This window comes from Microbacterium sp. NPDC089188, assembly GCF_040685155.1.
In the GTDB taxonomy this organism is placed as follows: domain Bacteria; phylum Actinomycetota; class Actinomycetes; order Actinomycetales; family Microbacteriaceae; genus Microbacterium; species Microbacterium galbum.
On sequence record NZ_JBFBHH010000003.1, the window covers coordinates 295,467 to 307,784 of the forward strand.

Below are 12,318 nucleotides of genomic sequence, written 5' to 3' on the forward strand. Positions count from 1 at the left end.
ATGACGGACGCGGATGCCGTGGCCCCCCGCCGCCGTTCAGGTCGATGGATCGCGATCCTCCTCGTGGTCGTCGTGCTGCTGGCGGGTGCCGTGGTGGCCGCCGAGTTCATCGCACGCTCCCTCGTGACGAACACGGTCCGCTCGCTGGTCGTGAAGAACGTCGGCCTGGCCGACGACCAGAACCTCGACGTGTCGGTGAGCGGAATCGTGCTCCCGCAGCTGATCGCAGGGCGCCTCGACGACGTCACGGTCAGCTCGGACGACGTGACCTTGGGCCCCATCACCGGTGACGTCCTCGTGGAGATGCAGGGCGTGCCGGTGTCGGGTGAGGGTCCTGCCGACGGAGGATCGGCCTCGGTGCGTCTCAATGAGGAGCAGTTGCGGGCGCTGCTCGCGCAGATCCCCGATTTCCCGTCGGGCACGGTGGCGATGGCCGCCCCCGATCTCACCTTCACGAACGAGCTGTCGCTCTTCGGCGTCGGCATCCCCGTGGGCGTCTCGGTCACCCCGGGCGCAGCGTCCGGTGACCTGACCCTCACCCCGACGTCGTTCGAACTCGGCGGCAACACCATCGACGCCGACACGCTGCGCGCGCAGTTCGGCGGCGTGGCCGACGCGGTCCTCGGCCCGCAGAGCCTGTGCATCGCCGATCGCCTCCCGGCCGGCCTCACGCTGACCTCCGCGACGGTGCAGGGTCAGAGCCTCGTGGCCGCCTTCGACCTCGCGGGCGGCATCCTCGACGACCCCGCGCTGCAGGCCGACGGCTCCTGCAGCTGACCGGCCGCGCATCGCGATCACCGACCGCGTCACCCGTCCTCCGCGTCGGTGAGCGCGACCGCCGACCGGCGTGAGCCTGCCTATGGTCGGGGTCGACGGACGGATGCCGCGACCGCGGCGCGTCATCGGGAGGTCGGCATGTCCGCGGTGTCACGTCGCAGGGTTCTCACCGCAGGCGCGTGGACGATTCCCGTTCTGAGCGTGAGCGCGGCACTGCCTGCGCACGCGGCGGCGAGCCGGACCGACCGCGTGACGCTGACGTCGTCCCGCGCGGCCGCCTACCCCGATGAGACGGCGACCGTGAGGGTCACGAGTATCGAAGCCGATGGACGGCCTCGCGCCGGCGACGCCGTGTCCCTCTCGCTGGACGACCCCGCCCGCGCGATCATCGAACGACCGACGGGCGTCACGGACTCCTCGGGCGCGTACACGACGTCGGTGCGCGTGCGCACCGATGCCGCCCCCGGAGCCTCGGCATCACGGCATCCACGTCCTCGGGGCGACCAGCACGGCGCTCGAGGTGCGGGAGGCGACCGTCATCCGGCACGACGAGACGGGCGCCTCGACCCGCGTCCTCGCGATCAACGTCGGTTCGATGGAAGGGCGGCTTCTCGCGATCCTCCAGTCATCGGGTGCCACGCAGGAGGCGCTGACGCGGACGGTTCCTGTCACCGCCACCTCGGCGCTCGGATTCGTGGGCATCTACGACGTCCGTTCCGGATGGATCGGCATGAGCCGAGACGGGAAGCGCCTCGTGGTCACCTCGACCGGTGTCGCCCCGCACGACTACTCCTTCACGGGGAAGCTGTACTACCAGGTCGCTCTGCAGAACGCGCGGGGCCGGACGCTCGTCACGGTGACCGTGAACGGAGACGACACCCACGACAAGGTCGTGACGGCGCTCGACGGCATGTCGGTGTCGAACGGGTACCGGCTCCTCGTCACCGCCGCGGAGCCCTCCCGGGTGCGCGTCTACGCGGACAGCGTGCAGACCGGGTCCCTGTCCATGACGCCTCAGACGCTGACCATCCGCGGGGGGGCGGTTCGTGGTCTGACGGCCGCCCGGAGCCCGGCGGCTGCGGACGCAGGGCGGCGCCACCGGACACGGGAAGGGAGCGGCATACGCGGTGCCCTAGACTGATCGGGCTGCCCGCCGCGTGACTCTCCGCGGGGGTGGCAGCCGTGATCCGCGGCCGTCGCGTCGCCGCAAAACCCGATTGGTCCCTCTGTGTCCGCCTCGCACTCCGCGCTCGTGCCCGAGTGGCTCACCACTCCGGCCGAAGCGAACGAGCTCGTCGCCCCCGTCTGGCCCGCGTCCGCTCGTCGCGTCGACGACGGCTCCGTCGAGATCGGAGGCGTCTCCGTCTTCGATCTGCGTGACCGCTTCGGCACCCCGCTGTACGTCCTCGACGAGGACGAGGTGCGCGAGCACGCCCGCCGCGCCCGCGCCGCATTCGACTCGGCGGCGGCGCGTCACGGGATCCGGGCTCGCGTCTACTACGCCGGAAAGGCGTTCCTGTCAACCGAGGTCGTGCGGTGGGTCGTCGACGAGGGACTCTCCGTCGACGTGTGCACGCGCGGCGAGCTCGAGGTCGCCCTCGCCGGGGGAGCAGACCCCGCGCGTCTCGGCTTCCACGGCAACAACAAGAGCGTGCGCGAGCTGGAGCGCGCGGTCGAGGTCGGCATCGGCTCGGTCGTTGTCGACAGCCCCATCGAGATCGAGCGCCTGGCCGCGATCGCCGAGCGCCGCGGCGCCGTGCAGTCCGTGCTCGTGCGCGTTCGCACCGGCGTGCACGCCGAGACCCACGCGTTCCTCGCGACCGCGCACGAAGACCAGAAGTTCGGCTTCTCGCTCGACGGCGCGGCCGAAGCCGTCGCGCGCATCCGCGAGCTCACCAGCCTGCGCTTCGTCGGCCTGCACGCCCACATCGGCTCGCAGATCTTCGACTCGTCCGGATTCCGCGAATCGGCCGCACGCCTTGTCGACCTGCACGCCGACCTGCTGGCCGGGGGAGAGATCCCCCTCCTCAACGTCGGCGGCGGCTTCGGCATCTCCTACACCTCGGTCGACGACCCGAAGCCCATCGAGGAGATTGCCGACGGCATCCTGGACGCCATCGCCGACGAGTGCGCCGTGCGCGGAATCCCGATGCCCGACGTCGCCACCGAGCCCGGTCGGGTCATCGTCGGCCAGGCCGGGGTGACGCTGTACGAGGTCGGGACGGTCAAGACGGTCACGGCCGCCGAGGACCTCGAGCGCACCTACGTCAGCGTCGACGGCGGAATGAGCGACAACGCCCGCCCCGCTCTCTACGGCGCCGATTTCTCCGCGCGCATCGTCTCGCGCACGAGCTCCGAGACCCCGGCGCTCTCGCGCGTCGTCGGCCACCACTGCGAGTCGGGTGACATCGTCGTGGATGCCGAGTACCTCCCCGCCGACGTCACACCGGGCGACCTGCTGGCCGTGCCCGCTACCGGCGCCTACTGCTTCTCGCTCGCGAGCAATTACAACTACACGCCCCGCCCGCCCGTCGTCGCGGTGCGCGGGGGACAGGCCCGCGTGATCGTGCGCGGCGAGACCATCGACGATCTGCTCTCGCGCGACGCCGGCATCCCGGCATCCGCCCACACCGCAACACCCCACGGAGACACCGCATGACCGACTACCGCACGCTCCGCGTGGCGCTCCTCGGCGCCGGCGCCGTCGGCTCGCAGGTCGCCGACCTGCTGCTCAAGCACGGCGACGAGCTCGCCGACCGCGCGGGCGCCAAGCTCGAACTCGCCGGCATCGCCGTGCGCAACGTCGACTCCAAGCGCGACGCCGACCTCCCGCGCGAGCTCTTCACGACGGATGCCGAGACCCTCATCGTCGGCAGCGACATCGTGATCGAACTCATGGGCGGGATCGAGCCGGCCCGCACGCAGGTGCTGCACGCGATCGCCTCGGGCGCCGACGTCGTCACCGCCAACAAGGCGCTGCTCGCGACCCACGGCTCCGAGGTCTTCGAGGCCGCCGACCAGGTCGGCGCCGAGGTGTACTACGAGGCCGCCGCCGCCGGTGCCATCCCGATCATCCGCCCGCTGCGCGACTCGCTCGCCGGCGACCGCGTCGTGCGCATCATGGGCATCGTCAACGGCACGACGAACTACATCCTCGACCGCATGGACACCGAGGGCGCCGACTTCGCCGATGTCCTGGCCCAGGCGCAGCAGCTCGGGTACGCCGAGGCCGACCCCACCGCCGACGTCGAGGGCTACGACGCCGCGCAGAAGGCCGCGATCCTCGCGAGCCTGGCCTTCCACACGACGGTTCCCCTGGATGCCGTGCACCGAGAGGGCATCACCTCGGTCGACGCCGCGATGATCGAGTCCGCTCGTCACGCCGGGTACGTCATCAAGCTGCTCGCCGTGTGCGAGCGTCTGACGGCCGCCGACGGCTCGGAGTCCATCTCCGTGCGCGTCTACCCCGCTCTCGTCGATCGGTCGCACCCGCTCGCCAGCGTCCACGGCGCCAACAACGCCGTCTTCGTCCAGGCCGAGGCGGCCGGCGACCTCATGTTCTACGGCGCGGGCGCCGGCGGCGTGCAGACGGCTTCCGCCGTGCTCGGCGACGTCGTCTCGGCGGCGCGCCGGCACATCGCCGGAGGCGTCGGGGTGGGCGAGTCCACGCGCGCGAACCTGCCGGCCGTGCCGATCGGGCACGTCATCACGCGTTACCAGATCACGCTCGAGGTCGACGATCAGCCGGGCGTGCTGGCGACCGTCGCCGGCATCCTGAGCGAGGGCCGCGTGTCGATCGCGACCGTCGAGCAGACCGTCATCGAGGCGGACGAGAACACCCAGACCGGCGGTTCCGCCCGGCTGGTCATCGGAACACACAAGGCCCGCGAGCAGGACCTGAGCGAGACCGTCGAGCGTCTCGCCGCGAGCGGCGTCGTCGAGCGCGTGGTCTCCGTGCTGCGCGTGGAAGGGAACTGACATGGCTCACCTCTGGCGCGGAGTCCTCCGCGAATACGCCGACCGTCTGGGTGTCACCGACGCCTCCACCGTGGTCACGCTCGGCGAGGGCGGCACACCCCTCATCCCCGCCCCGGCGCTCTCGCGCCGAACCGGCGCCGACGTGTGGGTCAAGTTCGAGGGCATGAACCCCACCGGGTCGTTCAAGGACCGCGGCATGACCGTGGCGCTCTCGCGCGCCGTCGAGCACGGCGCCAAGGCCGTCATCTGCGCCTCCACCGGTAACACCTCGGCCTCCGCCGCCGCCTACGCCGCGCACGCCGGTATCACCGCCGCGGTGCTCGTGCCCGAGGGCAAGATCGCCATGGGCAAGCTGAGCCAGGCGGTGGCGCACAACGGCCGTCTCATCCAGATCCGCGGCAACTTCGACGACTGCCTCGAGATCGCGCGGGAACTCGCCGATCACTACCCGGTGCACCTCGTGAACTCGGTCAACCCCGACCGCATCGAAGGCCAGAAGACCGCGGCCTACGAGGTCGTCGAGCAGCTGGGCGACGCCCCCGACTTCCACTTCATCCCCGTCGGCAACGCCGGCAACTACACCGCCTACTCGCGCGGCTACCGCGAGGAAGCAGCTCGCGGCGTCGCGACGAAGGTGCCCCGCATGTTCGGTCTGCAGGCAGCCGGGTCCGCGCCCCTCGTGCGCGGCGAGGTCGTGAAGAACCCCGAGACGATCGCCAGCGCGATCCGCATCGGCAACCCGGCGTCGTGGGAGCTCGCTCTCGAGGCCCGCGAGGCCACCGACGGCTGGTTCGGCGCGATCGACGACGAGGGCATCCTCGAGGCGCAGAAGATCCTCGCGGGCGAGGTCGGCGTCTTCGTCGAGCCCGCGTCGGCTATCAGCGTCGCGGGTCTGCTCAGCCGTGCCGAGGCGGGCGTCGTCCCGTCGGGTGCGAAGGTCGTGCTGACCGTCACCGGGCACGGCCTGAAGGACCCGCAGTGGGCTCTGCGCAAGGCCGACGGCACGACGGTCGAGCCGACCGTGGTCGACGCCGCCACCTCGGAGGTCGCCTCCGTGCTCGACCTGCAGCCGGTGACCGCGTGAGCTCAGGCCCCGGTCGCCGGGTCGCCGTCCGCGTTCCCGCCACCAGCGCGAACCTCGGTCCCGGCTTCGACACCCTGGGCCTGGCCCTCAGCGTCTACGACGAACTCGTCGTCGAGCAGCTCGACGGTGACCGCCTCGAGATCGAGGTCGAGGGGGAGGGGACGGCCGACGTCCCCCGCGACGCGTCGCACCTCGTCGTGCGCGCGATGGCGCACACCTACGCCTCGGTCGGCCGCACCCTCCCCGGTCTGCGGCTGAGCGCACGCAACGTCATCCCGCACGGGCGCGGCATGGGCTCGTCCGGTGCCGCCGTGGTGGCCGGCATCCTGGCCGCCACGGGCCTGCTCGAGGGGGAGGTCGCCTTCAGCGACGTCGACCTCCTGCGCCTGGCCACGGAGATGGAGGGCCACCCCGACAACGTGGCCCCCGGACTGTTCGGCGGTCTGACCATCGCCTGGATGGATGCCGAGGGCCCGCAGCACAAGCAGCTCATCGTGCACCGCGGTGTCTCGCCGCTGGTCTTCGTGCCGAGCTTCACGATGTCGACCGCCGTCGCGCGCAGCCTGCAGCCGCTGCAGGTGCCCCGCGAGGACGCCGTGTTCAACGTCTCGCGTTCCGCCCTGCTGATCGCGGCGATGACGCAGAGCCCCGAGCTGCTGATGGCGGCCACCGAGGACAAGCTGCATCAGAACTACCGCGCCCAGGCGATGCCCGAGACCGACAGGCTCGTGCGGGCGCTGCGGGCCGAGGGGTATGCGGCGGTCGTGTCGGGGGCGGGCCCCAGCGTGCTCGTGCTCGCGGACGGGCCCGGACAGCGACTCGCGGCGGCGGATCTTATGGCATCCGTCGTCGACACCCCGTGGCAGGCCCTCATGCTCGCCGTCGACGTCAAGGGTGGTACAGTGAAAAACGCAGAGGGTTCCGCGTAAATTCGCGAATCTGAGCCTCTGCACACCTGCGAAATCCGCAACACATCGCGAACCCGGTATCGGCTGCAGTCTTCCGAACCGCTGGTGTCTCTTCGTCTGCGTTCTGCATGGCGAAGCGCGATCTGATCACGTTTCATTTTCTGAGGAGCACTCGTGGAGTCCATCTCCGAGACCCAGCCCGTCGACGCGCCCGAGAGCGCGGAGAACCCCGCCGAGGAGCAGCCCACGGCTGCGGCGGACGGCACCGACACCGCGACGGTCGACGCGCCCGCCGCCGACGCACCCGAGGCGGAGGCCGCCGACGGCGAGGGCGCTGACGCCCCGGCCGACGACGCCGCCGCCGACGCGCAGCCCGAGGCGCTGTTCCCGGCCGACGCCGTCGAGACGCCCGCCGAGGAGCCGGCGGCTGACGCGCCGGCCGCGGACGAGCCGACCGCGGATGCGCCGGCTGCTGACACCGCCGCGGCTGCGGCTGCGGACGACGCCGCCGCCGACGCGCCCGCCACGGAGGAGTCGGCCCCGGCCGAGAAGCCCGCCCGCGCCCCCCGCAAGCGCGCGCCGCGCCGCGCCAAGAGCGCGACCGCCGAGGAGAAGGCCGCCGCCGAGGCCGCCGCTGCCGAGGCTGCCGCGGCCGAGGCCGCCAGCGCGCCCGCCGACACCGAGACCACCGCGCCCTCCGACGAGGCCGCCGCGGAGGCCACGGCATCCGAGGCTCCGGCATCCGAGGCTCCGGCATCCGAGGCTCCGGCCGAGGAGCCCACCACGCCCGTCACGACCGCCGCCGACGTCGCCGCCGACGCGGCGCCCGATGCCGACGCCGAGAACGCGACCGAGCAGTCGGAGCAGGCCGCCGACGCGAGCGACTCCGCCGAGCAGACCGACGAGACCCCCGCTCGCGGTCGCGGTCGGAGCCGGTCGCGCAACCGCAACCGCAACAAGGCCGACGCCGCCGAGAAGAACGACGCCGCGGCCTCCACGTCCGCCGACGAGGCCGAGGCGCCGACGCAGAGCGGTCAGCGCGACGCGGGCTCGCAGAGCGGTCAGCGCGAGAACAGCGGCCAGAACGGTCAGCAGGCCCAGCAGCAGCAGGGTCCGGCGAACAGCCGCAACCGCCAGCGCAACAAGCGCCGCGGGCAGAACACGACGGGCGACGAGTTCGAGACCGAGATCGGCGAGGACGACGTCCTCGTCCCGATCGCCGGCGTCCTCGACGTGCTCGACAACTACGCCTTCGTGCGCACCACCGGCTACCTGCCCGGTCCGAGCGACGTCTACGTCTCGCTCGGCCAGGTGAAGAAGTACAACCTGCGCAAGGGCGACGCCGTCGTCGGCGCCATCAAGCAGCCCCGCGAGGGCGAGCAGCAGGGCCGCCAGAAGTACAACGCCCTCGTGCAGGTCGACTCGATCAACGGGCTGTCGGTCGACGACGCAGCCGCCCGGGTCGAGTTCAACAACCTCACGCCGCTCTACCCGCAGGAGCGCCTGCGCCTCGAGACCGGTCCCGAGAAGCTCACGCAGCGCATCATCGACCTGGTCGCCCCGGTGGGCAAGGGTCAGCGCGGTCTCATCGTCGCGCCCCCGAAGGCGGGCAAGACGATCGTGCTGCAGCAGATCGCCAACGCGATCGCGCACAACAACCCCGAGGTCCACCTCATGGTCGTGCTCGTCGACGAGCGCCCCGAAGAGGTCACCGACATGCAGCGCACGGTGCGCGGCGAGGTCATCGCCTCGACGTTCGACCGTCCGGCGGAAGACCACACCACCGTCGCCGAGCTCGCCATCGAGCGCGCGAAGCGTCTCGTGGAGCTCGGTCGCGACGTCGTCGTGCTGCTCGACTCGATCACCCGTCTCGGCCGCGCGTACAACCTCGCCGCCCCCACCTCCGGCCGCGTCCTCAGCGGTGGCGTCGACGCGTCGGCGCTGTACCCGCCGAAGCGCTTCTTCGGCGCCGCGCGCAACATCGAGAACGGCGGATCGCTCACGATCCTCGCGACCGCGCTCGTGGAGACCGGGTCGAAGATGGACGACGTCATCTTCGAGGAGTTCAAGGGCACGGGCAACAGTGAGCTGCGTCTGAACCGCCAGCTCGCTGACAAGCGCATCTTCCCGGCCGTCGACGTCAACGCGTCGAGCACCCGCCGCGAAGAGATGCTGCTCTCGCCCGACGAGGTCAAGATCACCTGGAAGCTCCGCCGCGCCCTGGCCGGTCTCGAGCCGCAGCAGGCTCTCGAGGTCGTGCTCGGCAAGCTCAAGGAGACGCAGTCCAACGTCGAGTTCCTCGTGCAGATGCAGAAGTCGATCCCGGCGCCCGCGCGCGGCGGTGACGACAACAGCATCCGCTGATCGGGGGAGCTGGCGCGATGGCGGAGCCCGCGATGTTCGAGTCGGTCCGCGGCCTGCTCGAGGAGCACAAGGCCGTTCAGGAGGAGCTCTCCGACCCGGCCGTGCACGCGGACGCCGCGCGCGCCAAGCGCGTCAACCGGCGCTATGCCGAACTGTCGCGGATCGTCGCGGCCCACGAAGCGTGGACCGCGGCGTCCGACGACCTCGACGCGGCACGCGAACTCGCCCGTGAAGACGAGGCCTTCGCCGAGGAGGTCCCCGCCCTCGAGGAGCGCGTGGCGCAGACGCAGGAACGCTTGAGGCGCCTGCTCATCCCGCGCGACCCCGACGACGCGCGTGACGTCATCATGGAGATCAAAGGCGGCGAGGGGGGAGCGGAGAGCGCCCTCTTCGCGGCCGATCTGCTGCGTATGTACCTGCAGTACGCGGCATCCATGGGGTGGAAGACGGAACTGCTCGAGCGCACCGAATCCGACCTGGGCGGGTACAAAGACGTCCAGGTCGCCATCAAGGGCTCCTCGAGCGATCCCGCGCAGGGCGTCTGGGCGCACCTGAAGTACGAGGGCGGCGTGCACCGCGTGCAGCGCGTGCCCGCGACCGAGTCGCAGGGCCGCATCCACACGTCGACGACGGGTGTTCTCGTCTTCCCCGAGGTCGACGAGCCCGAAGAGGTCGCGATCGACCCCAACGACCTGAAGATCGACGTCTTCCGCTCCTCGGGACCGGGTGGGCAGTCGGTCAACACGACCGACTCCGCGGTGCGCATCACCCACGTGCCCACGGGCATCGTGGTGTCGATGCAGAACGAGAAGTCGCAGCTGCAGAACCGCGAGGCCGGCATGCGTGTGCTGCGCGCCCGGTTGCTCGCCAAGCAGCAGGAGGAGCGCGACGCCGTCGCCGCCGACGCGCGGCGCTCGCAGATCCGCGGAATGGATCGCTCCGAGCGCATCCGCACATACAACTTCCCCGAGAACCGCATCGCGGATCATCGCACCGGGTACAAGGCCTACAACCTCGACCAGGTGATGGACGGCGCGCTCGGCCCGATCATCGAATCGGCGATCATCGCCGACGAAGAGGCGCGTCTCGTCGCCCTCGCCGACGGCTGACCTGCCGAACCCCCTCGCCGGCGGCCGACCGGATGCTTCGCCTCGCCTGTCGTAGGGTCGGTGGGTGCCCTCCGCTGCCCGCATCGTCGCGTTCGACGACACGCCCCCGCCTCCCGGTGCCTCGCCGTGGGTGGGGGAGCCCGCACAGGCACGGCGGATCGAGATCGTCGACGCGGATGCCACCTGGCCCCTGACCTTCGCGACGGTGCGCGATCGCATCCACGACGCTCTCGGGCAGCGGGCGATCCGCGTCGACCACGTCGGCTCCACCGCGGTGCCCGGGCTGGCGGCCAAGCCGGTGATCGACGTCGATCTCACCGTCGCCGACACCGACGACGAGGATGCGTACGTGCCGGCCCTCGAGGCCGCGGGCTTCGCCCTGCGCGTGCGCGAGCCGTGGTGGCTCGGGCACCGGCTCCTGGTCGCGAGCGAGCCCGCCGTCCACCTGCACGTCTGGCCGCCCGACAGCCCCGAGGCCGCCCGCCACCTGATCTTCCGCGACCATCTGCGGGCGGATGCCGACGACCGGGCGCTCTACGCGCGCGTGAAGCGCGAGGTCGCCGAGGACGGTCTCATGAGCGCCTACAACGAGCGCAAGCAGGCCACCGTCCGGGCGATCTACGCCCGTGCGTTCGTCGCCGCGGGGCTGATCTCCCGATAGGTCTCAGTCGATCCACGCGGGCGGGTGGGGGAGAGGCCCGCGTCGCGCCTCCAGCTGCGACGCGAGCGACAGCAGCACCGCCTCGCCACCGGGCCGGCCGACGAGCTGCGCCGACACGGGATGGCCCTCGGCATCCGCGGTCACCGGCATCGTCAGCGCCGGGAGGCCCGCGACGTTGACGAAGCTCGAGTACGGCGCGTACTCGACCTGCATCGCGAAGGTGCGTTGGGGAGAGTGCCCGGCGTAGGACCCCACGGGCTGCGGAGGCTGGGCGAGGGCCGGGGTCAGCACGGCGTCGAAAGCCGAGAAGTCGGCGATCGTGCGGCGCTCGAACGCCCGCGCGGCGGCGAGCCCGTTCAGGAGGTCGAGCGCCGACATCCGTCGGCCCTCCCGCACCAGCCACGCGGTGAGCGGCTCGACGAGGTCCATGTCGTCGTCGGTGAGCGGCACGCGAGCGGCACTGGCGCGCCAGAGCACGTGGAACAGCTCCGCGTAGCCCCACGGATGCCAGTCGGCATCCGTCACCGCGTGTCCGGCGTCGCTCAGCCAGGCGCTCGTCACCTCGACCGCCCCGCGGGCGTCCGGATCGAGCGCGATGTCCTCGTCGTCGTCCCACGGTGAAACGGTCGTGACGCCGATGCGCAGCTCCCGGGGCTCGCGCCGGGCCGCGTCGACGAAGGGTCCGCCGCCCGGCGCCGTCGTGGCGTACGAGAAGGGCGCGAGATCGATCAGAGCATCGAGGAGGAGGCCAGCGTCTTCCGCGCTGCGCGCGATCGGCCCGGTCACCGACAACCCGTCCGGCGAATCGAAACCGGAACCGAGCGGCAGGCGCCCGCGCGACGGCTTCAGGCCCAGTAGGCCGACCGTCGCCGAGGGGATGCGGATGGACCCCCCGCCGTCCGATCCCACGGCGGCGGGCAGCAGGCCCGCGGCCACCGCGACGGCCGCTCCTCCGCTCGAACCGCCGGCTCCGGCGGAGAGGCGCCAGGGGTCGCGCGCCGGGGCGTGGATGAGGGGTTCGGTGAAACCGGTGAGTCCGAACTCCGACGTGGAGGTCTTGCCGATGTTCACGGCGCCGGCGGCGTCGAGGGCGGCGGCGAGGGGGTCGGACGCCGTGGGCACGTGATCGGCGCGCGAGCGCGAGCCGTAACGGGTGGGCACCCCCGCCCGCGCCACGAGGTCCTTGTCGGCGAGGGGGACGCCCCAGAGCGCTCCGCGCGGCGACGGCGGCAGCTCGGAGATACGCTGCCGCGCTGCGTCGGGGGAGATCTCGGCGAACGCGCCGAGGTCGGCGAAGCGCTCTGCTCGGTCGAGGTAGTGAGCGGTGAGGTCGGCCGGCGCGAGCTCGCCGCGTCGAAGGGCGTCGACCTGGGCGGCGAGCGACAGATCGTGCAGACGGGTCATGTCTCGAGCCTAGGGCGAGACCCGGTCACCGCA

At 71.8% G+C, this 12,318-nt stretch carries 10 protein-coding genes; 9 read left to right on the plus strand and 1 reads right to left on the minus strand.

Features of this window, described 5'->3' with window-relative positions; genetic code table 11:
* From AB0N80_RS11315 to AB0N80_RS11355, 9 genes are all read left to right on the plus strand, one after another.
* A complete protein-coding gene (locus AB0N80_RS11315) occupies positions 1–777 on the plus strand; it encodes a DUF2993 domain-containing protein (protein WP_363392786.1) in 777 nt (258 codons plus the stop codon).
* A 454-nt stretch (positions 778–1,231) separates the two neighbouring features.
* The gene (locus AB0N80_RS11320; protein ID WP_363578766.1) at positions 1,232–1,918 is read left to right on the plus strand and encodes a putative mucin/carbohydrate-binding domain-containing protein; all 687 of its coding nucleotides are present in this window, start codon (positions 1,232–1,234) and stop codon (positions 1,916–1,918) included.
* Positions 1,919–2,005: 87 nt separating this feature from the next.
* A complete protein-coding gene (lysA, locus tag AB0N80_RS11325) occupies positions 2,006–3,436 on the plus strand; it encodes a diaminopimelate decarboxylase (RefSeq protein WP_363578767.1) in 1,431 nt (476 codons plus the stop codon).
* A complete protein-coding gene (locus AB0N80_RS11330) occupies positions 3,433–4,755 on the plus strand; it encodes a homoserine dehydrogenase (protein WP_363392777.1) in 1,323 nt (440 codons plus the stop codon). Before lysA ends, AB0N80_RS11330 begins: the two co-directional genes overlap by 4 nt.
* A gap of 1 nt (position 4,756) precedes the next feature.
* On the plus strand, positions 4,757–5,839 hold the full coding sequence (gene thrC / locus AB0N80_RS11335; protein WP_315993188.1) for a threonine synthase: 1,083 nt from the start codon (positions 4,757–4,759) through the stop codon (positions 5,837–5,839).
* Positions 5,836–6,768, plus strand: coding sequence for a homoserine kinase (thrB, locus tag AB0N80_RS11340; protein ID WP_315993187.1), 933 nt, complete (start codon positions 5,836–5,838; stop codon positions 6,766–6,768). The genes thrC and thrB overlap by 4 nt, the downstream gene beginning before the upstream one ends.
* Positions 6,769–6,921: 153 nt before the next feature.
* Positions 6,922–9,111, plus strand: coding sequence for a transcription termination factor Rho (gene rho, locus AB0N80_RS11345; protein WP_363578768.1), 2,190 nt, complete (start codon positions 6,922–6,924; stop codon positions 9,109–9,111).
* 32 nt (positions 9,112–9,143) lie between these two features.
* Complete coding sequence (prfA, locus tag AB0N80_RS11350; protein WP_363578941.1) at positions 9,144–10,220, plus strand: peptide chain release factor 1; 1,077 nt, start codon at positions 9,144–9,146, stop codon at positions 10,218–10,220.
* Positions 10,221–10,284: 64 nt separating this feature from the next.
* The gene (locus AB0N80_RS11355; protein ID WP_363578769.1) at positions 10,285–10,881 is read left to right on the plus strand and encodes a GrpB family protein; all 597 of its coding nucleotides are present in this window, start codon (positions 10,285–10,287) and stop codon (positions 10,879–10,881) included.
* Between the two features lie 3 nt (positions 10,882–10,884).
* On the opposite strand, the gene AB0N80_RS11360 is transcribed toward AB0N80_RS11355, so the two are convergent.
* A complete protein-coding gene (locus AB0N80_RS11360; protein ID WP_363578770.1) occupies positions 10,885–12,285 on the minus strand; it encodes an amidase in 1,401 nt (466 codons plus the stop codon).
* Positions 12,286–12,318 lie beyond the last annotated feature (33 nt).